The organism is Vreelandella sp. H-I2, assembly GCF_052959335.1.
In genome coordinates, this window is sequence record NZ_JBRAMC010000001.1 from 476,223 (window position 1) to 498,991 (window position 22,769).

At 53.7% G+C, this 22,769-nt stretch carries 24 protein-coding genes; 10 read left to right on the forward strand and 14 right to left on the reverse strand.

All coding sequences use genetic code 11. The features are described 5' to 3' along the window. The first annotated feature begins 10 nt into the window (after nt 1-10). Nucleotides 11-184 carry a YqaE/Pmp3 family membrane protein gene (locus ACUVOF_RS02265; RefSeq protein WP_113268771.1) on the forward strand — a complete coding sequence of 58 codons (174 nt, stop codon included), beginning with the start codon at nt 11-13 and terminating at the stop codon, nt 182-184. 79 nt (nt 185-263) lie between these two features. Here ACUVOF_RS02265 and ACUVOF_RS02270 read toward each other — a convergent pair whose 3' ends face one another. Beyond that, entirely contained in the window at nt 264-743 is a 480-nt protein-coding gene (locus tag ACUVOF_RS02270; protein WP_447042821.1) for a nucleoside deaminase, read from the reverse strand. A 48-nt stretch (nt 744-791) separates the two neighbouring features. Continuing rightward, the gene (locus ACUVOF_RS02275) at nt 792-2,057 is read right to left on the reverse strand and encodes a dicarboxylate/amino acid:cation symporter (RefSeq protein WP_447042822.1); all 1,266 of its coding nucleotides are present in this window, start codon (nt 2,055-2,057) and stop codon (nt 792-794) included. A 313-nt stretch (nt 2,058-2,370) separates the two neighbouring features. Here ACUVOF_RS02275 and ACUVOF_RS02280 point away from each other — a divergent pair, with 313 nt between their 5' ends. Further along, on the forward strand, nt 2,371-2,748 hold the full coding sequence (locus ACUVOF_RS02280; RefSeq protein WP_447042823.1) for an Atu4866 domain-containing protein: 378 nt from the start codon (nt 2,371-2,373) through the stop codon (nt 2,746-2,748). A 71-nt stretch (nt 2,749-2,819) separates the two neighbouring features. Here ACUVOF_RS02280 and ACUVOF_RS02285 read toward each other — a convergent pair whose 3' ends face one another. Then, on the reverse strand, nt 2,820-3,725 hold the full coding sequence (locus ACUVOF_RS02285; RefSeq protein ID WP_447042824.1) for an NAD(P)/FAD-dependent oxidoreductase: 906 nt from the start codon (nt 3,723-3,725) through the stop codon (nt 2,820-2,822). Between the two features lie 471 nt (nt 3,726-4,196). On the opposite strand from ACUVOF_RS02285, the gene ACUVOF_RS02290 reads away from it, so the two are divergent. After that, on the forward strand, nt 4,197-4,403 hold the full coding sequence (locus tag ACUVOF_RS02290; protein WP_007111402.1) for a cold-shock protein: 207 nt from the start codon (nt 4,197-4,199) through the stop codon (nt 4,401-4,403). 144 nt (nt 4,404-4,547) lie between these two features. Here the strand turns inward: ACUVOF_RS02290 and ACUVOF_RS02295 are convergent, their stop codons facing one another. After that, nucleotides 4,548-5,414 (reverse strand): putative RNA methyltransferase, encoded by an 867-nt coding sequence (locus tag ACUVOF_RS02295; protein WP_447042825.1) that lies wholly within the window; start codon nt 5,412-5,414, stop codon nt 4,548-4,550. Nucleotides 5,415-5,450: 36 nt separating this feature from the next. Beyond that, the gene (locus tag ACUVOF_RS02300; protein WP_447042826.1) at nt 5,451-6,380 is read right to left on the reverse strand and encodes a DMT family transporter; all 930 of its coding nucleotides are present in this window, start codon (nt 6,378-6,380) and stop codon (nt 5,451-5,453) included. Between the two features lie 97 nt (nt 6,381-6,477). Between ACUVOF_RS02300 and ACUVOF_RS02305 the strand changes: the two genes are divergently transcribed. Both ACUVOF_RS02305 and ACUVOF_RS02310 read left to right on the forward strand, forming a co-directional pair. Beyond that, nucleotides 6,478-7,413 (forward strand): LysR substrate-binding domain-containing protein, encoded by a 936-nt coding sequence (locus ACUVOF_RS02305; protein WP_447042827.1) that lies wholly within the window; start codon nt 6,478-6,480, stop codon nt 7,411-7,413. Between the two features lie 326 nt (nt 7,414-7,739). After that, nucleotides 7,740-7,919, forward strand: a complete 180-nt coding sequence (locus ACUVOF_RS02310) for a hypothetical protein (RefSeq protein WP_447042828.1) — start codon at nt 7,740-7,742, stop codon at nt 7,917-7,919. A gap of 1 nt (nt 7,920) precedes the next feature. On the opposite strand, the gene ACUVOF_RS02315 is transcribed toward ACUVOF_RS02310, so the two are convergent. The 5 genes from ACUVOF_RS02315 to ACUVOF_RS02335 form a co-directional block, all read right to left on the reverse strand. Then, a complete protein-coding gene (locus tag ACUVOF_RS02315; protein ID WP_447042829.1) occupies nt 7,921-8,664 on the reverse strand; it encodes an alpha/beta hydrolase family protein in 744 nt (247 codons plus the stop codon). 95 nt (nt 8,665-8,759) lie between these two features. Further along, nucleotides 8,760-10,517, reverse strand: coding sequence for a mechanosensitive ion channel family protein (locus ACUVOF_RS02320; RefSeq protein ID WP_447042830.1), 1,758 nt, complete (start codon nt 10,515-10,517; stop codon nt 8,760-8,762). A gap of 188 nt (nt 10,518-10,705) precedes the next feature. Beyond that, entirely contained in the window at nt 10,706-11,266 is a 561-nt protein-coding gene (locus ACUVOF_RS02325; protein WP_447043221.1) for a GDYXXLXY domain-containing protein, read from the reverse strand. Then, the gene (locus ACUVOF_RS02330) at nt 11,259-12,353 is read right to left on the reverse strand and encodes a DUF4401 domain-containing protein (protein ID WP_447042831.1); all 1,095 of its coding nucleotides are present in this window, start codon (nt 12,351-12,353) and stop codon (nt 11,259-11,261) included. Before ACUVOF_RS02330 ends, ACUVOF_RS02325 begins: the two co-directional genes overlap by 8 nt. After that, a complete protein-coding gene (locus tag ACUVOF_RS02335) occupies nt 12,350-13,327 on the reverse strand; it encodes a DUF2157 domain-containing protein (RefSeq protein WP_447042832.1) in 978 nt (325 codons plus the stop codon). The genes ACUVOF_RS02330 and ACUVOF_RS02335 overlap by 4 nt, the downstream gene beginning before the upstream one ends. Nucleotides 13,328-13,585: 258 nt before the next feature. Between ACUVOF_RS02335 and msrP the strand changes: the two genes are divergently transcribed. The 3 genes from msrP (at nt 13,586) to ACUVOF_RS02350 (ending at nt 17,110) form a co-directional block, all read left to right on the forward strand. Further along, nucleotides 13,586-14,602 carry a protein-methionine-sulfoxide reductase catalytic subunit MsrP gene (gene msrP, locus ACUVOF_RS02340; RefSeq protein ID WP_447042833.1) on the forward strand — a complete coding sequence of 339 codons (1,017 nt, stop codon included), beginning with the start codon at nt 13,586-13,588 and terminating at the stop codon, nt 14,600-14,602. After that, the gene (msrQ, locus tag ACUVOF_RS02345; RefSeq protein ID WP_447042834.1) at nt 14,602-15,219 is read left to right on the forward strand and encodes a protein-methionine-sulfoxide reductase heme-binding subunit MsrQ; all 618 of its coding nucleotides are present in this window, start codon (nt 14,602-14,604) and stop codon (nt 15,217-15,219) included. The genes msrP and msrQ overlap by 1 nt, the downstream gene beginning before the upstream one ends. Nucleotides 15,220-15,316: 97 nt before the next feature. Next, nucleotides 15,317-17,110, forward strand: a complete 1,794-nt coding sequence (locus ACUVOF_RS02350) for a S8/S53 family peptidase (protein ID WP_447042835.1) — start codon at nt 15,317-15,319, stop codon at nt 17,108-17,110. Between the two features lie 60 nt (nt 17,111-17,170). On the opposite strand, the gene ACUVOF_RS02355 is transcribed toward ACUVOF_RS02350, so the two are convergent. After that, entirely contained in the window at nt 17,171-17,749 is a 579-nt protein-coding gene (locus ACUVOF_RS02355; RefSeq protein ID WP_447042836.1) for an NAD(P)H-dependent oxidoreductase, read from the reverse strand. 186 nt (nt 17,750-17,935) lie between these two features. Between ACUVOF_RS02355 and ACUVOF_RS02360 the strand changes: the two genes are divergently transcribed. Continuing rightward, nucleotides 17,936-18,838 (forward strand): LysR substrate-binding domain-containing protein, encoded by a 903-nt coding sequence (locus ACUVOF_RS02360; protein WP_447042837.1) that lies wholly within the window; start codon nt 17,936-17,938, stop codon nt 18,836-18,838. Between the two features lie 93 nt (nt 18,839-18,931). Here ACUVOF_RS02360 and ACUVOF_RS02365 read toward each other — a convergent pair whose 3' ends face one another. Further along, nucleotides 18,932-19,771 (reverse strand): helix-turn-helix transcriptional regulator, encoded by an 840-nt coding sequence (locus ACUVOF_RS02365; RefSeq protein WP_447042838.1) that lies wholly within the window; start codon nt 19,769-19,771, stop codon nt 18,932-18,934. 140 nt (nt 19,772-19,911) lie between these two features. Here ACUVOF_RS02365 and ACUVOF_RS02370 point away from each other — a divergent pair, with 140 nt between their 5' ends. Continuing rightward, nucleotides 19,912-21,078 (forward strand): MFS transporter, encoded by a 1,167-nt coding sequence (locus ACUVOF_RS02370; protein WP_447042839.1) that lies wholly within the window; start codon nt 19,912-19,914, stop codon nt 21,076-21,078. 68 nt (nt 21,079-21,146) lie between these two features. On the opposite strand, the gene ACUVOF_RS02375 is transcribed toward ACUVOF_RS02370, so the two are convergent. Next, nucleotides 21,147-22,043, reverse strand: a complete 897-nt coding sequence (locus tag ACUVOF_RS02375) for an NAD(P)/FAD-dependent oxidoreductase (protein ID WP_447042840.1) — start codon at nt 22,041-22,043, stop codon at nt 21,147-21,149. A gap of 148 nt (nt 22,044-22,191) precedes the next feature. Next, complete coding sequence (locus ACUVOF_RS02380; RefSeq protein ID WP_035576985.1) at nt 22,192-22,641, reverse strand: Rrf2 family transcriptional regulator; 450 nt, start codon at nt 22,639-22,641, stop codon at nt 22,192-22,194. Nucleotides 22,642-22,769 lie beyond the last annotated feature (128 nt).

The following is a 22,769-nucleotide window of genomic DNA, read 5'->3' on the forward strand; positions in this document are numbered from 1 at the left end:
AGGAGGCTTCATGGCGTTCACAGCGACTGATCCAATCAAGATGATTTTTGCCGTTATCCTTCCCCCACTCGGCGTATTTTTCGAAGTTGGTTTTAAAGGACATTTTTGGCTGAATATTCTCCTCACACTATTTGGCTTCATACCGGGCATCATTCATGCGTTTTATGTGATTTTGAAGCACTAGCGGTTAATGAAATAGAAGCTGCTGAATTAGTGGTACGAAAAGCCGCCTAGGTAAATAACTAGGCGGCTTTTTTGTGCCACTAGCCCCGTCCAGTGTGTCGACGCTGATGCAGCGCGTGAACCCTTGCGTCTAACCCTTCTACCGGACCATCTACCTTTAGCCCTGGCACGACCTGCTGAATAGGCAGTGTGGCGACCGGTGGTGGCGCCACACCTAACGCTGAGAGCCAACAACTTAACTGCTCAGACGAGCTAACGTAGACAATTCGGCCCAGACCTACCCAACCATGGGCAGCAGCACACATCGGACAGTGCTCGCCTGAGGTATAGACAGTCGCTTTCGCACGCGCCTCCGGCGTCATATGCTGTGCCGACCAGCGCGCGAGGGCAAACTCAGGATGCTGAGTAGCGTCACCGCCAGCAATGCGGTTCCGGTCCTCTGCCAACACGTCCCCTTCCGCACTGACTAGCACACTACCAAAAGGCTCATCGCCCGCTTCGAGGGCCTCTTCGGCCAGTTCGATGGCACGGGTCAAATAGGTGAGTTCTTGATCATTCATTATGAGAGCTCCCGGATAAATCGATGATGCTTGCTCGCTACTCTCTTATTATGGCGGTGTTCCCCGTGACGGGGCGTCTTCCAGAGTGGTCTCTCTCAACTCTTCGCCCTCGCTTCGAGCAATGACCGAGGTACCGACCAGGTCGCCTGTCACGTTCAATGCGGTGGCCCCCATTCCTACCAGCGCATCAATGGCCGTCAACAGCGCAACGGTCTCGATTGGCAGGCCGACTTGGGCAAATACGGTCGCGATCATAATGATCCCAGCCCCTGGCACCCCGGCCGTGCCCACTGACACCAGCGTCCCTATCAGCACTATCTGCACCATGCTGATGAAATCCAACGGCGCCCCTATTACGTTGGCCGCAAAAACCGCCGAAATGGCGATGCGAATCGCCGCTCCATCCATATTCAAGGTAGCCCCAAGTGGCAGGCTAAAGCCATAAATGCTTTTGGAAATTCCCAGGCGATGAGCGGCATTAATAGTGAGGGGCAGCGTGCCTGAACTACTCTGGGTGGCAAACGCCGTTGCCATGGGGGTTCTTGCCTCACGGAAGAAGGTGCGAAGCTTGACGCCAAATAGCCGCATAATGCCGCAATAAATCAGCAAATGCGTGGCCAGTGCGATATACAGCACGACCACCATATCACCCAACGACAGCAGCGTTTCCAACCCCTGCTGACTTACCGTTTCGGCGACAATCGCAAACACACCGATGGGCACATAATGAAGGACCCCCGACATCACCTTTAAGGTGACTTCATTGAGTGCTTCAATCACGCCAAAAAGCCGTTCACCCATAGCCTGCTGGCGTTCCGATTGACGCATCTTCAGCAGTGCAATCCCAAACACCAGCGCCGTGAAAATAATGCCCAGCATATTGAGGTCGGCAAACGCACCGATAATGTTATTGGGCACTATGTTGAGCAGCGCATCCACAACGCCAGGATTGTCTGGCACTGAGAAACTGGCTTCCTCATCCAGTCGCATTCCGCTACCGGGGTTAAACAGTGTTGCGATGGTCAAACCCACCATGATCGCCAATGCCGATGAGGCCAAATAGTAGCCAACTACTTTGCCGCCAACACGGCCTGCACTGCCCTCCCGTGACTGGTTAACCCCCACCATCAGCGTAAACAGCACAATAGGAACAATCAGAAATGTGAGCAGCCGAAGGAGTAAATCCCCCAACGGCGCCAACCAAATCGCTACCGGCTCACCACCAACCAGCCCAACCACAACGCCCAGCACCAGAGCGATGGTGACGCGTAAAATCAATGACGCCTGAGAGTAGGCCTTCCATATCCGTGTCATTTAAGTCCCTAGGGTTCGATGTAAAAACGTACTTTGCCATCTGGGCAGTGTTGTACCAGCTTGCCGCATGCTGCGCTCTTCCGTCGCCGATGGACGTAAATCCTGTTGTTTAACCCTAGATCACCCCGCCCTGCTCTACACACGACTGGATTAGGCAAACATGTAGCAGGATTGCGTCTATTGGCTTTTGCTGCCACTGGTTAATCTTCCTCACTAGTCATAAACAGAAGGATTATTACATGGCGACTGTAACTCCGCATGCATCACGCTCGAGTGACTTGTCGAGCATGACGCTTAGAACGAGGCATTAAACATGCAAGAGACTAACCTTCCCATCTACTGGAAACGTGAGCTGGTCATCGCTGGCATAATCACCCTGTCGCCAATAATCACAGATGCGCAAACACTTCCTGATACAGGAGATAATGCGATGGCTGAGCATCCCTACGTGGGCATATGGATAACCAAAGATGGCCGAATTCGCCATGAGCTATTGCCCAATAACCGATACGACGAGGCGCGCGGCGAACGCAAAAGCGCTTACCAAGGGCGCTATCGGGTAACCGATAACTATATCGAATACTGGGATGACACCGGCTTTACCGCTGATGGCGAATTTATAGATGACGTGCTCTATCACGGCGGCATGGTGCTATATCGCCAGGAGCCATCTCTCACTTCGCCCCGCTAAAGCCACGACGATGATGTAAGGCAGCGCAATCACCGCTGATCACACGGGTGGATGAACAAAGGCTCTCACGCTTAATGTCCGAAGACCAGTGAGTGATGGGCTGCCTGTCCGGCTAACGCACCGTCACTGACCGCTAACGACACATTGCCCACGGGTCGAGCTATATCACCACACGCGAACACACCAGGTACCGATGTCGCCTTGGAAGCATTGATTTTTACCACCCGTCCCAATGGCGTCACTTCAAGCTCGCACCCTAACCGAATCGCCAATTGGCTGGGATCGGTTTCAGTAACAATAAACAGGCCCGCTAACGGAAACACCCTGCCATCTGCCATTACCAACCCCACGCTCTCAACTTCATCAGTTAACCGTTTAACGGCGCCCCGCTCAATATGGGTGCTACGTTCATTGAGCTTTTCCAACTGAGCCATATTGGGCTCAAAAGCGTCGTTCAGAAAAAGGGTTGTTTCTCCCCAGTCGGGCAGCAGTACTGCCAAGTGCATTGCGAACTCGGAGGTGGCCAGTACGCCAATTTGCCCGCTGTTCAGGTCAAAACCATGGCAGTAAGGACAATGGAAAACACGAGCCCCCCATAATTCGGCTATTCCCGGTATGTTGGGAAGCTGATCGCCGACACCCGCTGCGAGAATAATACGCCTTGCGTAGATACGCTCATTCACCCCCTGCGGGCTGGCCAGCAATAGTGCAAAATCGTCCTTTTGGCCGGTAATCGTTTCGACATGGCCTTTGCGCCATTCAACCGTTGAGTACTGCGCTAACTCTGCATAGCCTGCAGCTGCTATTTCTCGAGGCGGCTTGCCATCCTGGGTTAAAAACCCCCGCGAATGTGAAGCAAAACGATTACGAGGCTGCCCGGCGTCAACCACTACCACCTTCCGGCGTGTCTGCGCTAACTGTAGTCCAGCTGCCATGCCTGCGTAGCTTCCGCCCACTATGGCCACATCATAAGTCATTGTTTGCCCTCTAATCCTTGAGTGCGTAGCGTCCATGCCGGTTAATTAGGCAATGCTTCGTGACTAAGAAGTGTAGATCAACCCGTAAGCGATGCCGTATTGCTCTGATAAATAGAACATAAGTTGTCTAGGCTAGTGGGTCTCGCTATTTTTCCCTGCCGGTAAGGCTTCGTTAAAGCCCCTGCATAAAATTCGCCTTGGAAAGAAATGAGTATTAGAAGGGTCTATAACCGCGGCTTTAGAAAACAAACAACAAAAGCATTGACGAGCGATACAATTCGTGACATTGTAGGGTCAGTTGGTTAGCAAGCAGCATGGTTTCAGAAGTGTACGAAAAAGATTTAGAAATGTACGAGATAGATGTGTACGAGATCTTTCGGCAAGCCTGTAATTGTATTCCTTGTTTTATCCGCTATTAATCTGGGTGATACCAGGAACTTTACAAAGCGCTTTGCGCGAAAGGATTTTACTATGTCTACTGGCACAGTTAAGTGGTTCAACGATACTAAAGGCTTCGGTTTCATTGCTCCTTCTGACGGCGGCGATGACCTGTTTGCCCATTTCTCTGAAATTCAAGCAGACGGCTTCAAAACCCTGCAAGAAGGCGCTAACGTCTCTTTTGACGTTACCCAGGGTAAGAAAGGCCTTCAAGCTTCAAACATCAAGCAAATCTCCTAAGTCCAAGCCTCTTAAGGCTTAGCGCTTTAGAATTTGCTCGAACCTTTCGAGGTTCGGATAACAAGGCCCGCTTATGCGGGCCTTGTTGCGTTTGGCTGTACAAAAGTTGCGCCAGCAGTGTATGAACGCTGGGCTTGAAAGCGACTAGAGGCGTCGCCACTGCACCACCCGCACATCCACCGTCACCACCAGCATTTCAAGCGCCGCTGCACGAGCACGCCCTTCAGCGCTGGCCCGGTAAAGATGCGGCGTCATCGCCAACAGATCGGCAATTTCGTCACTTCCGTTTAGAGCAAGCGAGTAGCTGACTCTCTCGCTGCTATGGTGAATAAAGCCTTCCGGCACCTCTGTCTCAGTCGAGCGTTCGGGCTTTAACGTGGGATAGATAACCTCCCGCAGCTCCCGTAGGTGATTGGGCCCCGCCTCAACCTGCAGTAGCACGCCTCCTGTTTTCAGCACACGAGCAAACTCGCTTACCACTGGAAAGCCAAACATACACAGCACGCTATCCAGCGTTCCCGTCTGCACCGGCAAGTGCGCATTACTGCCCACGACCCAGCTACCTAGCGGTGCCTTCTTAGCATCCTGTTTTGCTGCGGCCAATACCGCCCATTTAGAGATATCCAGCCCCATCAGTGAAAGTGGCTGCGCGTTAGTCGCCGCGTCAGCTAATTGGCGAAGGTAGTAACCTTCACCGCAACCCGCATCCAGGCAGCTCAACGGCAGGCTGCCTACCGCTTGAACCTCGGCATGGCGCAACACGGCATGACTGACTGCCTCCGCAACGGGTTGATAGTGCCCAGCACCAAGAAAACGCTGGCGAGCGGCCACCATCGTTTTGCTATCACCCGGGTCGTGGGAGCGCTTCTGCTGTACAGGCAGTAAATTAACGTAGCCCTGCTTGGCAATATCAAAGCTGTGCCCCTCGGAGCAGCGCCAAGCGCCATCCGACCGAGTGAGTGGTTTTCCATCTAGCGGGCAGGCCAGCGCTTGAAAAGGGGTAATGCTCATATCGGTGTCTTCGCAGAGGTAGATAGGTGCATGCGTTTAGCGAGTCACCAGAATGATGCCAACTAAAATAACGCCGCCGCCGATTATAAAATTAATACTCAGCGGCTCATTGAGCAGCAGTGTACCAAACAGAATACCTAAAAGCGGCGCCAAGAAAGAAAACACGCCTAACTGCGAAGCGCGGTAGCGGCGCAGCAAGGTAAACCATAACAGCAACGCAGCAAACGAAATGATCAGCGTCTGAAAACCGAGGCTGGCTATCGCCACCGGGGTAAACTGCGCGCTCATTAGCTGCCCGGATATAGCCGCCACCGGCAGGAGCAACAACGCCGTCACGCTCAGTTGATAGCTCAGAGTGAGTTCTGCTGGCGCTTCGGAAAGCGATGTCCTGCGGATCACGATGGTCGTGGCCGCCCAAGCGAGCCCTGCCAGCAAGCCCAGTGCATCACCGATTAGAATCTCGATGCTATAAGCACCGCTTGGCGCCATGGCAACCACCATTCCCAGGAATGCCAAGCCAACGCCACACCACTGGCGAATGGAGAGCTGCTCACCGGGTACCCAAAGATGCAAACCCAGAGCAGCGAAGATGGGCGCAGTATACAGAAAGACCGACATGTGGGACGCCAAGGTGTAGGTTAGCCCCCACGCAACAAAACCGAATTCAGCAGCAAAACCGATACCAACCAACACCCCTGGGGCCCAGTGGTGACCCGCATCCGCCCAGCTAATACCGCGCCAATAGGCCAATAACCCTACGAGGCATCCTGCCATTGCGGATCGCAGCGCCATTTGCGCCACGGGTGAGATATCCTCAGCCACACCCTTAATCGCTACCTGCTGAAAACCCAACACTAGGCAAAATAGCAGCATCAACGATGCTGCCGTTGCGTCCACTGACTTTCGTTGTGATCGACCAACCATGCAGGCAGTATGGTTGTTGGAGACTATTCTTTGATTACTCATTGTGGGCTCCTATAACATATAGGTGCCCATTGCAGCAGTAAGGGCAATGGCTTACAAACGATTAGTTATCGGGTCTAGGCTTAGGAAATCTCACGCAATGAGAATAGAAAGGCTACCACTGAATGCACTGCGCGCGTTTGCCGAGGCCGTCCGAGAAAATAGCTTCAAAGCCGCCGCTTATCGCCTCGGGGTGACGCCCGGTGCCGTTAGCCGACAGGTCAAACAGTTGGAAGATCACTTAGGCGTGGTATTGTTTGAACGTCATGCCAATGGGGTTTTCGCCACTGAAGCAGGCCGGGTATTGGCTGAAGATGTACAAGTGGGCCTTTTGCGTATCGCCAGCGGCATACAGAACATCACCGAGCGCTCGGAAGAGGCCTTTCGATTGCTACTGAGTGCACCGCCCTCGTTCCTACAACTCTGGCTACTCCCCCGCTTACCCCGCTTTGAAGCTAATGAACGAGAAATAGAAGTCTCTCTGGATGCCGAGGCGCGCTTAACGCCACCGCTATGGTTGCCCAATAGGGCACGCTTATCGCTGCGCTACGGCCGGGGACCTTGGCCCGGTGTCACCAGCCTGCGGCTGTTTGAAGACACACTATTTCCGGTTTGCTCGCCCTCCCTATTAGCGCAGGCAAGCATACAAACCCCCAAGGATTTGCTGGCACAGACACTGCTCACCGTGGAGTGGTGCAGCCACGCAGGCCACCCCATTCCAAGCTGGAGCGATTGGTTTAAAAGCGCCGGGGTAACGTTAAACAAGATGCCCAACCAACGACAATACTCGCTTTACAGCCTGGCTCTGGATCAGGCCATTGCTGGGCAAGGAGTGGTACTCGCCAGCTACCCGCTGGTAGCTGACCGGCTGGAGAGCGGTGTTTTGGTACGCCCCTTTGCGGAGCAGTATCCCCTTAACTCTCCGTTCGCCTACGACCTGATTCTGCCAAGTGAGGGGGAAGCGCCACCGGCGGTAGCTCGCTTTATAGAGTGGTTAACGCAAGAAGCTACACACTTTCGTGACACATCGCTTTAGCTTCTAAGTCTTGACTAGCGATTTCGCTGTCGCCACCACACAGGGGCTGACGACTACTTAACTTTCTGCCAGACACTACAACTTAAGCGCCACTTGACCTCAACTTAACTTTAGGTTTTAAGCTGACTTAGTCGGAGCAAAAAACCACTGGAGATCTTATGCGCTTATTCAGAGTCGTTAGTAAAACTATTTGGGATCAAACTCTGCAACTTGGCTATGTACCTCGCTGCGGAAACGATCATAAGCTCGACTGCGTTCATTTGAATGTTGAAGAAGCTGTTCTTTTTATCGCCAACTAATACTTCATCTACGCAGAAGCACCGTTGGTGTTAGAGATTGATGATGCGCTATTTAACGACCGCATTGAGTGGTTGCCACCCAGCGACGAGCAGCCCTGGCTGCAACCGAGAGCGTATATCGACAACCTGCCCCAAGCAGCCATTATCAACGCTACACCTCTTAGCTACCGAGATAGGCTTTTCGGATGGGAAAATGATGAACAGTGACTTACAGGTGTTTTGAAAAGAACTCCAGGAGTAGCTCGTAGTGCTTATTCTGCCCAGAGCTACTAGGTATATGGTCCTCCCCCTCATAATAATGTATCTCAGGGTGGCGACCATGCTCGCGCAGGCGTTCTTCCAGGCGTTTAGTCATTTCCACCGACCACATCCGGTCTTTGGTGCCATGGGAAAGCAGTAACGGCCCAGGGTAGCGTTCGATTTCGATCGGCGTGGTCGGCAGCAAACCTGCGTGACTATCACGCCATATCCAAGCGCGTTTGCTAGCATAGCCTGGATCCCCTCCATCGCGAAAACTACGTGCGTCAAAGGCCCCGCACACGACGTCTGGAGGGCTATGAGCAGCGATAGCATCGGGCATACCTGCTACGTTATCTCTGGCCATCAGTGAGGCGAGCAATAACACGTGCTCGGCACCGCGTGAGACACCATAAAGCCCAACCCGCTCACCAACGAACTGGAAACTCCTTAAGGCTTTAAACGCCTCTACGCTGCGATCCAGTGGGTAATCGATAATATGCCCCGCGTTCCAGGCATTACCGCCGTTAGAGTAGCCATAGGGAAACGCCAAAAAGCCATGGGCGGCGAATAGCATCGCGTCACGATGGCTCCACCCTGCCCATGCGCCTTCAGAACCGTGCAACAACATAATGGCTGGAAAAGGGCCATCACCAGGAGGGGCATAAGTAACGCCCCAACCGGGCAATAAGCGCTGAACTACTTGTAGCGCCATAATAAGAAGCTTCCTGACTTCGCAAGCAGAAACAAAGACTATTTTATCGGTTGAATACCCAAACAGTGGACTTTCTTCAACCCAAGCGTCTTCTACTATTCAGATGAATTTACCTCAGAACTGTTCGCTTCAGAACTATCCGTCTCAACACTATCCCCTTTCTCCGAGCGCTTAGCCTGCTCGCCGCGGGCGATATCGTGATGGCTAATCACCACGATCTCCCTGGGCCACCATTCGGGATGGTTATCACGAATAAAAGTCATTAGCTTCTCGCGAACGTTCATTTCTGCTGCCCAGCCGGCCAATGGATCTGAGGTCATCAGGTAACAGGAGACGGTCTGCGCCGTACCGGTTTGGCCGGTCACGTAGCACAGCAGTTTATGATGCTCGATAACGTTGCTTTCTTCTTTAGCGAATTCGATGAATTTATCCCTAACGAGACCAATATCAGCGCTTAAATGGAGGGTGAGCTCCAAAAACCGATACATCTTGGTGCTCTTGACGGATAGATTCTCGAAAGGCTTCGACGTAAAGTAGGTAACGGGCACTATCACACGACGCTCATCCCATGACCTTAATCGAATAAAGGTATAAAAAATGCCCTCTACGTAGCACCACTGGCCTTCAAAAATCACCAGATCGCCAATACGAATAGGCTTGGCAAATGACAGCTGGAACGACGCCAGGATATTCCCTAGCACCGCTTGACCTGCGACACCTACCAGCACCGCCAACACGCTGGCAGATGCCAGAATAGAAAGGCCAAGTGATTCAAAGAGCTGAATCTGGCCCAGTATGTAAATAGAAACGCCGGTCACTGTAATCAGAATAATGACCCGACGCAGCGCATAGAGTGAGGTTAGTAGCCGACGTTCGTCGCGGGGTTTCGTATCATCGATTTCGCCCACTAATCGGCGCGTCATCCGCAGCATGATGATATCCACCAGGCGAAGTGCGATCGTACCGGCCCCCCAAGCCAAGATACTGATTAATAAAACCCGAAAAGTCGTCGTAGCGACTGCTGAAAACGATACTACATAATCCAGCAGCATCTGGGTGATCAACGACATCGCAATTAGTGCCGCAGGCAAGCCAATTTGACTGGCAAAAATGGTCGATACGCCCGCAGGCAGCCATTTCGACATCAACCCGATTAGGCGATGAACGCCCCAACCGACCATACCTACGAACAGCAAAAAGACCGGAATGGCGATCCATTCCCAAATCCTCAGGAGGCCAAACGACGATTGGAAGCGTTCAGGAATATAATTTTCCAACATTGATGGACCGTACTGCTCATACAGCACCGGGATATACGACACGCTGACGGGCATGATCAGCCAGACCGGTTCCTGATCACCCACCCGGTATCGGCCCAGTCGAATATCGTAGGTTTCCCCGTCCGCTTTTAAGGAGGACACCTCGATATTGCGGCGGGGCTCGCCGACGCGGGGGTTTTGGCCCGTAGAATCTTCAATAACAGCGTCCTCTCTACCTGGCAGATCAGAAACACTCAGCCATTCACCGCGCTGGAAAATCTCGGCTAACTTCCGGGCCAGCTCACGCCCCTGTTCTCGCTGTTCCCCTTCTGAAAGGTCAGAGAGATTGAGCATATGGGCAGCGGCTTCATACTCTTCTTGGTTGGTAAGGTCTAAAAAGCTTCTAATCGATTCACGCGGTGTCACCCGATTCGCTTCTTCAGGCGGTTCACCCAACCCCTCGTTTAACGCATCGACGGTAAACCATCGATGATTCTCGCTCTCTCCTCCTTGAGTTTGCGCCACGCATAGGCTGGAAACTGTCAGCGCCAGTACTAACAAACCCCATGCGAGCCACGAGCTGATTACTTTCATACATACCTTATTAGTTGAGATGGGCCACTTTCTTACCAACGAAAAGCCGTTAACTTAGCCAGCCCGCTGGTTAAAACAGGCCATCCTTGTCAGTAAGAGGACAAATTACAGCCTACCTTTCTTAACGTTGCAAGGCGAAGCCAGGGGTAATGAACAGTCAGCAAACAGCAAACCATAATCAATAAATACTACTTAACCGCCTCGTCCAATGGTTTAAGCGCACCATCATATAAAGCAACCAATAATGGCTCGCCCTTGGCATTCACCCGAAACTGGCCGTAGCGGGCAGACTCATATCGCTCAGCGTGACCTTCCTGAAAAAAGAAAGCATCGGTAGCGAAGCGCACTTGACCATTGCGCAACCGATAGTGCAGCCGTCGTTCGTCATTCTTAAGTGCGCTTTGGCCATCTGCCAAGCGCTGAAAATGGCCAATGCCTTGTTCGTCCAAGCGCACAACGGCGTGGCCATCACGTGCCTTGAGGGTGTCGCCGTCATGGCGGCTTTGAAGCGCACGCTGAATATCGTTACTCAGTTCAAAATTGAGCGCCATGTAGTCTCCCTGCATTAACGAGCGCGGGTCGACCGGCGCCAGCTCTAGGTAGACGACCTCTCCCTCCGATAGTTGACGCTCTTTCTGCCAAATCGCTCCGTTCACCACCGCCAAGATCAACAACATGGTCGCAACGATAACGACCCGGCTCCACTTAGCACTACGCATCATGGCACTAAGCATCACGGCACTATGCATCACGGTCTAAGCTCCTGTCGCCTTGCGTGGCCATCTTTGTATTTAGCCACTGGCGTAACGCCCAACGCAGTAACAAGAGCAGTCCTCCTATTACCAGTAGCGTGAGTGACTTCATCAGCAACGTGGAATCCAGCCAGTAGTAATAGCTGCCAATACCCAGCAGCAGCGACAATACACCTGCGCCAACCAGTACACGATGACCAATGGTAAAGCCTAATAACATCACCACCACGCCCTGCCCAACACTCGGTAGATGGAATGACACAATAAGCAATACAGCAGCGCCAGCGTAAGCCGCCCAGCGCCCCTTGAATGAAATAAGGTTCTGGAAAACCCCATGAAAAACCAGCAGCAGAGCGAGCGCTATTAAGGCAACGCTTAACCACGGCAGTAATTCCCTCCAAGCACTACCTGCCATGCCATCAACAAACAACACCGATTGGCCGGTATGGGCTAATCCCTGAATGGCCAGCATGCCCACCAATAAGCCGTAACCCCACGCCTGCACGTGGTTTATGTGCGTTGGCCAGCGAAACTCATGAGCCCAAAGTGCGGTAAGTGCCAGCAGCGCCATGCCACTGGCGACTGGCCCCATGGCGTTCGCTGCCAACGCCATATATAGCGCCACGCATGCAGCAAAGGCAGAAAATCCACGATGCGCCTGACTCGGCATTACCAGTGCCAGTGCGCACTGTAAGCCAAACAGCGACCATCCCAGCAGCGACCAAAATGGGTAAGTAAAAGCCTCCCAAAGCGCAGCCAATGCCCAGGCGATCAGTAGTTGCCCGGAGAAGCTAATCGCCAAACCCAAATGTTCGAGTAGATCACTTTGTGCCTTGCGAAATAGCCCAAAAGCGGCGCTGATCATAACAAGCCCTACGGTCAGTGACGCCGCTGAGCTTTCCACTAAAAACACCATGCCCATTGCGATAAAACCAAGCAGAAACAGCGCTGCCAGCCAGCCAGAAAACGCCTGTAGCAGGCGCACAAACCAAGGTGTTCCCAACTGCGTAGAGGTGGTCGGCTCGTTTATAATAATGCCCGCTTGGCTCAGTCGAGCTTTTAAATCATCGGCATTGCGCGTCATTGGGAAGCCTCTTGGTGTAGTCGCTTCAGCCACACGACGGCCCCGGCGCCCATCGCCAATACCGCAATAGCAATCATCAATAAACTCCCCTCCTGCCAATCCCCTTCCCATAGCAAGAGTCTGGCCAGCAGTAGCGCCACAACGCTGATTGCCGACACACATCCGCCCGCTATCAGCAGCACATCAGAACGCCAGTGTCGATAAACGCCATACAACGCCATCAACCATAGGGGATATACCACCAGCACTGGTGCAAAAGACGGCGTGGTATCGACGACATAAATCATCATTAATAGCGTGATAGAAACGCCGCTTCCCAACGCCAAGATGCGTAGGGACCAAGGGCTTACGTGCCAATTTCGACACTTCCCTCCCCATTCCCACACGGCAAGAGCGATGGTATTGAGCATAAATAGCCACCCGAAAACAGCCTCGCTGCTCGCAAACCAAACATTCATCACCCCGCCCCAAGTGTGAAAATAAAGCCCTATCGCCGCGTTAAGTAACCCAAGCCACAATAACCAAAGCGGCTCAAAACGAACGATATACACCCAAGGCAGGATCAACAGGGCCCAGATGAAAAACAGCTGCCACGGATCGGCTCCGGTTTGGTACGTTTGGCCAAATAACGCCAGCAAAACGCCCACCAACAGCGATGCGGCCGTTAGTGCGACCTTGGCACCCACTCGGCTGGTGTTACCCCACACGGCAACCCCTACCACTAATACCAGCGCGCCCTGAACCACGCCAAAGCGTAACCAGCGGCCCATCTCAGCCCAGTTATAGGCCACAAAAAACAGTACCGCGAAAGCTAGCGCCAAACCTCCCAGCCATAGTAAAAGCCGATCGACAAATACGGCCCATTCACGTGGTGAAGGTTGCAGTCCGGCAACCTTGACAGCTCGCGACACCTGTTCAGGTGGTATGGCATTGCGTTCAATTAATGCCATCAGTTCACGGCGTGTAGAAGCCATGGTGTTCCTTGTCGATAGAGGAGAGACATTAGGCCTAAAAACGTGTCTATAGTAGAGGGATTAAGCCAGCCATTCCTATCATTCGTAAGGCAGGCTTCTACGGCAAGCAAAAAAGATTCATCACTTCTTGTGTTTAGATACTATTTCTTACAAGTTGTGTATAACTTTTTACTTGTTCCAGCATCGAAATGACACTCGTTAAAACGATGTTATAGATTGGCTATAGCCCGCCCGGCCTAACCCAGCAGGAGGCACCTCATGCTCATAAAGATTGCCAAACCGAGTGACTTACATGAGTCAGATGTCACGCCGGAATCTATCTACCTCTCCCGTCGTCGTTTCATGGGGGGTATGGCAGGCTTAGGTGCGGGGCTGGCTCTTGCCGGCCACGCCCAAGCGAATGCCGACTACTCAGACGTCCCTGATGGCAATGCGCCAGCGTGGCTAAAGGAGAAAATCAGCGAGACCCAGTGGGAAGCCGTCACCCCTAGCAACCCCGAAAAAGACAAAATCGCCCCCTTTGAGGACGCCAGCGGCTACAACAACTTCTACGAGTTTGGCTCTGGCAAAACCGACCCCGCCCGCCATGCAGGCAGCCTGGAAACCCAGCCTTGGAGCGTGGTAGTTGATGGTGAAGTCAATAACGGTGGGCGCTTTGCACTAGAGGACTTCGCCAAACCATCACAGTTTGAAGAACGCATTTACCGCCTACGCTGTGTTGAGGCCTGGTCGATGGTGATTCCCTGGCTAGGCATTCCCCTTGCAGAGGTCATCAAGCGCGCCGACCCCACCAGCAAAGCCAAATACGTTCGCTTTGAAACCCTGGTCGACCCAGAGCAGATGCCGGGGCAGCGATCATCGTTTGCACTGATCGACTGGCCCTACGTGGAAGGACTGCGCCTGGACGAAGCCATGAACCCGCTAACGCTACTGGCCATGGGAATGTATGGCCGCGAGTTGCCCAACCAAAACGGTGCGCCCTTGCGGTTAGTAGTGCCTTGGAAATACGGCTTCAAGAGCATTAAGTCGATTGTGCGTATATCGCTGGTGGAAGAGCAGCCGGTCAACTCCTGGCAGCAAATCGCCCCTGATGAGTACGGCTTCTACGCTAACGTGAACCCAGAGGTGGATCACCCCCGCTGGAGCCAAGCCACCGAGCGCCGGTTGCCCAACAGTCTGTTCAATCCGAATACCATTGATACCCTGATGTTTAACGGCTATGCCGATGAAGTCGCCGATATGTATGCGGGGTTAGATTTGAGAGCTAACTACTAATGGCAACACAGCGCACATGGCTACTCTGGCGCGTGAGCGTTTTTTTAGCGGCGCTAGCGCCGCTGGTATTCTGGGGCTGGCAGGTGGCGAACAACGCTGCAGGCCCCGAACCGGGGCGTTACCTACTGCTGAACATCGGCATCGGCGCGCTTTGGTTGCTGCTGTTTACCCTTAGCCTTACGCCCCTTACCAAGCTCACCCGCTGGAAAGGCTTTGCGTTAATCCGGCGGCAGTTGGGTCTATGGACGCTCGCCTATGCGACCCTGCATATGCTTAGCTACGCCCTGTTTATCCTGGGGTTGAACTGGGCGCTGCTGGGTAGTGAACTGGTAAAACGGCCCTATATTGTAGTCGGCATGATCGCGTTGATCGGCCTTGCCGTGCTAGGAGCTACCTCCAACCGCTGGGCGATGAAGCGCCTCGGCAAACGCTGGAAGCCGTTGCATAAATTTTCCTACGCCATTTTGGGCCTGGTTCTACTGCACTTTTTCTGGGTAGTGCGCGCCGATATGCAAGAGTGGGCGATGTACGCGGCGATTGCTGCGCTTATCATGGCGACCCGCCTACCCCCGATTGCCCGTACACTGCCTAAACTCCGTTATCGTTTTAGCCGTTAAACATAAACCCATCCCCTTTTACTGAACGGTTCATGTTCTGTTCAGCCAATACGTTTATGCTGCATGCAGTCAATCGGATACCGTTTGGAGTAGTCATATGGCAGTAACGTATTTACGCACTGTTCGGCTGATTTGGGTGTTGGCATTAATGTTGACCGGAACTGCTGCGGTTGCCGAGCAGTCTGAACACGGCGAACAACCTTTGCGAGTCAAACAACTGCAACGCTGCGGCAATCTGCTTCAGATGGATACCCAAGAATTCTGCTTGCATGTCAGCGGCCTTGATAGCAGCGACTTTCAGGTGAAGTTAAACGGTACACCACTCCCAGCAGAAGACCTCACCCACAACAATAACCGAGTGCGTGTACGTCTCAGGAGCGCCGATGCAGAAAGCGGGCCATTGTGGGTTGAGCAGCAAGAGCAGTCTAGCAATCCAGTTTGGATCAGCCTCAAGGGCAGTCATGTGGTAGCGGCCACTGATCAAGAAGTAGCAAAAAACATGGATGGTTTGACTACCTACGTCGACCTGATCAGCCTGATTATTGAAGAGAGCCATGACGGTGCCCAAGAAGCCCAGCGTTTAGCAGAAAAGTACGGCGCCGAGATGGTCGGCATGATTCCACCACTTAACACCTATCAGCTTCGCCTACCCGCCAGTAACCTGGAGCAACGCGACGCAATGGTGCTAAGGCTGGGTAGCGAAGTGAGTGTGGATGCAGTGGTGGTCGAAGAGTCGGGGGCAGAAGAGAGCATTGAGAACGAGACGAACAGACCACCCAACGCTGATGATCAGGAGTGGGCGTCTAACCGTTTTCTGGATGCCGTCAATTTTTACCAGCGACGGCTTTCACCCCAGGGCCAGGGCGGGAATATCGAGCTACAGCCCATACGCATTGGCGTCATTGAACGGGAAGTCGACTTTGACGCACCGGATTTTGCCGATTACCTGGGTGACTGCCGTACTGACTCGACGAGAACCTGTGTTTATGCCCGCGATGCCGCCGAGCCCAACGGCCATGGCACAACGGTCGCCGGTGTATTTGCCGCGGCATGGAATGAAGGGGGCAACAGTGGCTTTCTGCGTGGGCTGGACGAGGTAGGCCCGGGCTTCGATGTGATTGTGGATCGTAATTCGGATGCGGGCATTACCGCCAACGTTGCCGCTTCGGTGAACCTGGTGGAAGACGGCGTACGCGTACTCAACTGGAGTTGGGGCATTCATCGCGTCGGAGCAATCGACATTAACGGGGAAGAAGTCGATTCACTGGTGCGTTCAGGTATCGCCATGAGTGGTTACGAGGAACTGCTTGAAGAGTTCTTCCTGTGGCTTCGCGAGGAGCATCCCGATGTGGTGGTCGTCAATTCAGCGGGCAACGCGTCCTCCTTTTCGGGAAGCGACGATTATCGTTTGCCCTCTTCTTTCGTAACCGACCAACTGTTCGTGGTCGGTGGCCATGAGCGCAGCGATCAGGATGTGGACGTTGATGATCCCCGTTACGTGGTCAAACGGCGCGCGTCTAATATCGATATGCGTGTGGATATAACGGCAGCGGCCTGTGTTCGAGGGTCCTCTCTCAAAGAAGGTGAGCAAGGCCCGGCTCACTGCGGAACCTCCTATTCGACACCGCTGGTTGGCGGCCTGCTGGCGGCCATGATGTCAATTGACCCCAAGCTTACACCGGCGCAGTTACGCATGCTGCTGCGCCGTAGCGCCATGACCATCGGTGAAGAGTATGATTTCGAGCCGACTGACGCGGATGACCTGACTGCCCCAATATTGCCCTCCGAACGAGCCAACGAGCTGAATCACCCGGATATCGGCCTTTCAGCCCGGCTGGATATGTACAAGGCGCTGGATCTGACGGTGCAAAGCTTGGATCGAGATCGCTAAGTCAAATAATATAGCCCAAAAAGCCCACCTCACAGGGCGGGCATTTCTTAACCGAGTGCCTTAGCCAAGCACTTTACGCAGGTGGTTACGGTAAGCCTCCGTATCGCGCTCCACATTCGGTACTTTCATCACATCGTTGGCAATAAAAGTAGGCAGCGCCTTTAGGCCGATAAATTCCTGAGACTTGTGGAACGGGAAGTAGACACCATCCACACCACGCCCTTCGAAAAAGTTGCCCGGCTCCCCAAACGCTTCCGAAGGGGCGTTCCAGGTTAACGAGAGCATGTAGCGGCGGCCTTGCAGCAAGCCGCCGCTTCCGTACTGCTTGGTCGGGTCTTGGCGGCTGCGGCCATCACTGGCGTAGAGCGCCCCGTGGCCTTCTGTGAACACCTCATCAATGTAGCGTTTAACAATCCAGGGCGCGCCCATCCACCAGCCAGGCATTTGATACACAATGGTGTCCGCCCACAGGTAATTCTGCACCTCGGCATTCAGATCATAGCCTTGATCAACCACCGTCTCGCGTACCTGATAGCCCATTTCCTGCAGAGTGCTCACCGCCACGCTGTGCAGCGTATTATTGAGTTCACCTCCAGAGTGAGCAAACGCTTTACTGCCGTTAATCAGCAAAACCTTCATTAACAAAACCTCTCATGATAGCCTGACATCCATGCTTATATTCTTTGGCATGGCGTTTAATGAGCGGTATTGTGGATTCAAAGCATGCTAAAAAATAGCAACGCTTCAGCAATACACTTTTGACTTAAAATCAACAATAATGGTGTTTGCCATTCAGGCAGCCGATAACGTTATGAAAAGCACTCAATGAAAAGCACCCTTGAAGAGCAGCAGGCCTTTGTGACGGTAGTCGATAGCGGCTCCATCACCGGTGCCGCCGAACGGCTTGGTATTACCGTTTCTGGGGTTAGCCGTGCGCTCAACCGCCTGGAGCAAAAACTCGGCGCTAACCTGCTACGTAGAACCACGCGTCGCCTGGAGCTGACTGAGGAGGGAGAAACATTCCTAAATCATTGCCGCCGTATTCTCGCCGCCGTGGAAGAGGCCGAAGAGGCGATGCTGGATCGCCACAATCAGCCTCATGGCAGGTTACGGATCAACGCCGCCCCCAGCTTTATGCAGTTCGTGATAGTGCCGGTGATTAGTGAGTTCCGTGCCCGCTACCCAGGCATTACGCTGGAACTCGACACTCATGACCGTTTTGTCGACTTGCTGGAGCAGCGTGCTGATCTGGCCATCCGCATCGGCAAACTAGAGGACTCATCGCTTCACGCTCGCCTGCTCGGCTACAGTCCGCTGCGCCTTCTGGCCAGTCCTGCTTATCTTAAACGCCACGGCACCCCGCAAAGCATCGACGATCTTCAACAGCACAGTTTGCTAGGCTTCAGTCAGCTCGATCATCTCAACCGCTGGCCGCTGTGCTGCGCCGATGGTAAACCTTTACACATTACCCCAACGCTGGCGGCCTCTAGCGGCAGCACGTTGATAGAACTCGCCATTGCGGGAGAAGGCATTGCTTGCCTGGCCGACTTTATGACCATCACTCCCCGTCGCAACGGCACACTGGTGGATGTACTACCCGGCTGTACAGAAATGCAGACCCAAGCTGTGAACGCCGTGTATTACCGCCAAACCACGCTTTCCCAGCGCACCCGACTGTTTATGGAGTTTCTGGCAGCACGGTTGCCTGGGGCGTATTTACAGGGGTAATGGGTTGGCGATAGGTATGCCTTACCGAGATGCAACGGTCGCTAAAAAAGACAACAGAAAAAGGCCTTTACTTTGGCTTGTTACCAGAGCAGATCAGTCCAACACCCACTCATTGAAGGTACTCTCCTTGGCTTCGCTTCCCTTATGCGCATAATAAACCAACCGTAGATGGCGCTCTTCATCGACGGTTAACGTCGTGTGCTCGAACGCTACTTCGCCCAACTCCTCAAGGTAAAGATGGCGTACTCCCTGGCAAGGGGCGTTGACCTCCTGGGTTTTCCACAACTGCTTAAACTCAGGCGATACCTTGGTTAACTCTTCGACAAGCTCATCAATGGTGGGGTCTTGCGCCGCTCGGGCAAAGTCGCGCCGAAAACTGGATAGCATTTGGCTGACCTGCGCTTCCCAGGGTGATAAGCGCTGACGCATGGCAGGGTCGGTAAATAACAACCACAGCATATTGCGGCGCTCTGGTGCATGGTAAGAAAAGTTGAACAGCTTATCGGCCGCCCCGTTCCACGCCAGCACATCCCAGCGCAAGTTCAGGATATACGCAGGTCGCGTAGGCAGGTCGTCCATCAACGTTTGAACCAGCGGCGGCACACTGCACCAGGTTTTACCTAGCTCAGAAGGTAGCCGCTGATGGGCAAGCAAGAATAGATGTCGGCGCTCAGCCGCATCCAGCTTGAGCGCTTTGGATAGATTGTCTAGAAAGGTCGCCGATACGCTAATATCGCGGCCCTGCTCCAACCAGGTATACCAAGTCAGCCCCACACCTGCTAAAGCGGCGACTTCTTCACGCCTTAACCCTGGCGTGCGCCGCCGTCTTCCGGGAGGCAGCCCCACCTCTTCCGGCGCAATTTTTTCGCGATGCGTGCGTAGAAACTCAGCCAAGTCTTCTCGCGTTCGTGTAAGCGTCCGGACAGCGATCATCTCATTACCTCTAATAACTTATCACTTTTAGTAATAGCATAAACAGTTAAATTGTACCCCTTTTAAAGCCTCTCCAGAATAGCCTCTCACTGGCAGAACTACCGGTGATTTTACGATCCTTATCTAACATGGAGAGCGTGATGGCTGATCAACCTCGTTTATCGGTTTATTTAATAGCCCTGGGTGCATTTGCGTTGGGGATGGCCTCTTATGTGACTGCGGGGCTTATTCCACTTATCGAAGACGCCTTTAGTGTCTCTGCTGCAACGGCTGCTCAGTTAGTCACGGCATTCACCTTAGCCTATGGCTTAGGCTCGCCTGTCGTCGTTGCCCTGTTGCCTGGTAATCAACAACGCCTGGGGTTACTAGTGGCACTGGCCGTTTTTATTCTCGCCAATATCGCGAGCGCGCTGGCCACAAGCTTTACCTCCCTCGCTCTATGGCGAGCCATCGCAGGCATTGGCGCTGGGGTCTATCTGGCCATGGGGATTGCCGCCTCAGCCGCCATAACGCATGAGGATCATCGCGGTAAAGCGATTGCCATCATTATGGGTGGCATGGCGAGCGGCACGGTGCTGGGGGTGCCTATCAGCCTGTTACTGGCGGAGCGTTTAGGCTGGGAGTCAGCGATGTGGCTTATTTCAGCACTTGGGTTAATCGCCTACGCGGGGCTACAGGTAAAACTACCTGCGCTTCCATCCGCCCCAACGCTTTCACTTGTTCGCAAGCTTGCTATTTTGCGAAGCCCTCATGCCATGGCTATTCTGGCGGTTTCCTTATTGGGCGCTGTGGCCAGTTTGGGCATGTATACCTTTATCGCGCCCTTCATGGCGGCCAGCGAGTCAGGCGCTGTTCAGTCGATTACCGGCTATTTATGGGTGTGGGGGATTGGCGGCGTCGTGGGCAGTTTTCTGATTGGGCCTCTGGTAGACAGGTTTATCGGCCCTGTGATTACCCTGGCGATTATGTTCCTGCTCTTTTTGGCGCTCATTACTCTGCCTTTCACGGCGTCCATCCACCCATTGCTGACGTTACTTCCGATTGCGCTTTGGGGGGCTGTGGGCTGGGCGCTGCAAGTGCCACAAAACAACGAACTCGTTCGTACGCGCCAAGCCCACGGCGACGGTAACCTGGCGGTCGCGCTCAATGAATCAGCGCTCTATTTAGGCAGTGCGATAGGTGCAGCGAGCGGGGGCATTTTGCTTGCCCTCCACCTTCCCGTTGCGACATTAGCGCTTGGTGCGGGGGTTATCGCCGCTGTAGGTACGGCAACACAGCTACTCATCGTCATGCGCACGAAACGCTAGCTCAGTTCTTGCACGCCAAGGGGCACTCTTCATGCCCCTTGGCGGTTCTGCATAGGTCAGCCTTTTGCTTAACACCCAAACATCAGCGACCGGTGTGTAGAGAGCCCCGCCATGGCGCCATCGGCCACGGCAAAGGTGACCGACCCTGCGGCGCGGGCCACATCACCGCAGGCGAAAACACCGGGGATTGTAGTGGCCTGCATTGCATCGGTTTTAACGATGCTGCCCATGGGAGACTCCTCTAGCTCGCATCCCAATTGAGCCGCTAACGGGCTAAGGTGAATGCGCGGCGCGACGAATAAGCCCACCAGCGGAAACACTCGACCATCCTGCATTACCAGCTCAACGCCAACCTCCGTTTGCGGCACAAGGCGTTCTGCTGCGCCATATTCGATATGGGTACCGCGCGCCTTAAGCTGAGCCAGTTGCTCGACACTGGGTTCAAAGGCATCGTTAACAAACAGCGTGGTTGCGCCCCAGTCGGGCAGCATCAAACCATGGTGCATCGCGAGTTCTGAGGTTGCCAGCACACCAATACCCTCTTTGCCCAGCTCATAGCCGTGGCAGTACGGGCAGTGGAAAACGCATTTTCCCCACAGCTCGGCTAGCCCCGGTAAGCCTGGAAGCTCATCGGTAACACCCGCGGCCAGAATAATGCGCCGTGCTTGATAGGTGCTGCCATCGGCCAGCGCCACCAAGAAGTTATCAGCGGCCCCCGTTACCGCTTCCACCCGCCCCGTACGCCACTCAACCGTTGGATACTCCATCAGTTGGCTACGGGCCTCTGCTGCTATCTCTGCGGGTGGCGCACCATCCTGGGTTAAAAAACCATGGGAGTGAGAAGCAAAACGGTTGCGGGGTTGTCCTGCATCTACCAGCAATACTCTCCTCCTTGCCCTGGCTAGCTGTAGCCCTGCCGCCATGCCTGCGTAGCTGCCACCGATAATCACTGCATCAAAACTCATTGCCCTTCCTCCGTGTACACCCAGCCTTTTAAGCCCATGGTGAATAAACTCATTTCATGTATCTTTTATTGATACATTAAAAAGCGCACAGAGGTCAATGGCAATGTTGAGAATGCCGATTAACGTTAATCGGGTAGGTGGTGAAGTATTAAGGCGTCGGCAGTTGGTAGCCTTTGCGCGTCGCAATATCGTCAAACTGAGTGGCTAGTTCCGCCAGCGTGATCGCTCCCAAACGGGCGATCAGTAGCGCTTCCGCTTCGCGCATGGCATCAAAAAGCGCCGCATTAACCACCTGCTCTACCGCACAGTCCGGGTTATCACGGTCGGTGCCAATAGCGAAAATGCGCGGCCCGCCCACGGCGTTGTGTATATCCAGCAGCGTCACACTGTGCAAATCACAGGCGATGCGCCAGCCACCGTTGTGACCCTTCTCAGACTTTACATAGCCTGCCTTACGAAGGCCCGCCATAGTGCGCCGCACCACGGCAGCATTGGTACCCAGCATGGCTCCAATCTGCTCTGAAGTAATCGGTTGGGATTCCCGCGCGATGTGCAGCAACACATGCAGCATACGGGAGAGGCGGCTATCTGTTCTCACGGGCAACAGTCAACTCTTCGGTGTAACAACAAAGGAGCATTAAGAAGGTCAACACCTTAGCATATGTATGCGTGGTGGAAACCGGCTTGTTGAGCCGAGCAGCAAAACAGTTGGCGCCCAGCCGCCCC

What these genes read in the sequence shown, in the direction of transcription:
- ACUVOF_RS02265 (WP_113268771.1), top strand. Translation starts at nt 11, where the DNA reads ATGGCGTTCACAGCGACTGATCCAATCAAGATGATTTTTGCCGTTATC.
- ACUVOF_RS02270 (WP_447042821.1), bottom strand. Translation starts at nt 743, where the DNA reads ATGAATGATCAAGAACTCACCTATTTGACCCGTGCCATCGAACTGGCC.
- ACUVOF_RS02275 (WP_447042822.1), bottom strand. Translation starts at nt 2,057, where the DNA reads ATGACACGGATATGGAAGGCCTACTCTCAGGCGTCATTGATTTTACGC.
- ACUVOF_RS02280 (WP_447042823.1), top strand. Translation starts at nt 2,371, where the DNA reads ATGCAAGAGACTAACCTTCCCATCTACTGGAAACGTGAGCTGGTCATC.
- ACUVOF_RS02285 (WP_447042824.1), bottom strand. Translation starts at nt 3,725, where the DNA reads ATGACTTATGATGTGGCCATAGTGGGCGGAAGCTACGCAGGCATGGCA.
- ACUVOF_RS02290 (WP_007111402.1), top strand. Translation starts at nt 4,197, where the DNA reads ATGTCTACTGGCACAGTTAAGTGGTTCAACGATACTAAAGGCTTCGGT.
- ACUVOF_RS02295 (WP_447042825.1), bottom strand. Translation starts at nt 5,414, where the DNA reads ATGAGCATTACCCCTTTTCAAGCGCTGGCCTGCCCGCTAGATGGAAAA.
- ACUVOF_RS02300 (WP_447042826.1), bottom strand. Translation starts at nt 6,380, where the DNA reads ATGAGTAATCAAAGAATAGTCTCCAACAACCATACTGCCTGCATGGTT.
- ACUVOF_RS02305 (WP_447042827.1), top strand. Translation starts at nt 6,478, where the DNA reads ATGAGAATAGAAAGGCTACCACTGAATGCACTGCGCGCGTTTGCCGAG.
- ACUVOF_RS02315 (WP_447042829.1), bottom strand. Translation starts at nt 8,664, where the DNA reads ATGGCGCTACAAGTAGTTCAGCGCTTATTGCCCGGTTGGGGCGTTACT.
- ACUVOF_RS02320 (WP_447042830.1), bottom strand. Translation starts at nt 10,517, where the DNA reads ATGAAAGTAATCAGCTCGTGGCTCGCATGGGGTTTGTTAGTACTGGCG.
- ACUVOF_RS02325 (WP_447043221.1), bottom strand. Translation starts at nt 11,266, where the DNA reads ATGCATAGTGCCGTGATGCTTAGTGCCATGATGCGTAGTGCTAAGTGG.
- ACUVOF_RS02330 (WP_447042831.1), bottom strand. Translation starts at nt 12,353, where the DNA reads ATGACGCGCAATGCCGATGATTTAAAAGCTCGACTGAGCCAAGCGGGC.
- ACUVOF_RS02335 (WP_447042832.1), bottom strand. Translation starts at nt 13,327, where the DNA reads ATGGCTTCTACACGCCGTGAACTGATGGCATTAATTGAACGCAATGCC.
- msrP (WP_447042833.1), top strand. Translation starts at nt 13,586, where the DNA reads ATGCTCATAAAGATTGCCAAACCGAGTGACTTACATGAGTCAGATGTC.
- msrQ (WP_447042834.1), top strand. Translation starts at nt 14,602, where the DNA reads ATGGCAACACAGCGCACATGGCTACTCTGGCGCGTGAGCGTTTTTTTA.
- ACUVOF_RS02350 (WP_447042835.1), top strand. Translation starts at nt 15,317, where the DNA reads ATGGCAGTAACGTATTTACGCACTGTTCGGCTGATTTGGGTGTTGGCA.
- ACUVOF_RS02355 (WP_447042836.1), bottom strand. Translation starts at nt 17,749, where the DNA reads ATGAAGGTTTTGCTGATTAACGGCAGTAAAGCGTTTGCTCACTCTGGA.
- ACUVOF_RS02360 (WP_447042837.1), top strand. Translation starts at nt 17,936, where the DNA reads ATGAAAAGCACCCTTGAAGAGCAGCAGGCCTTTGTGACGGTAGTCGAT.
- ACUVOF_RS02365 (WP_447042838.1), bottom strand. Translation starts at nt 19,771, where the DNA reads ATGATCGCTGTCCGGACGCTTACACGAACGCGAGAAGACTTGGCTGAG.
- ACUVOF_RS02370 (WP_447042839.1), top strand. Translation starts at nt 19,912, where the DNA reads ATGGCTGATCAACCTCGTTTATCGGTTTATTTAATAGCCCTGGGTGCA.
- ACUVOF_RS02375 (WP_447042840.1), bottom strand. Translation starts at nt 22,043, where the DNA reads ATGAGTTTTGATGCAGTGATTATCGGTGGCAGCTACGCAGGCATGGCG.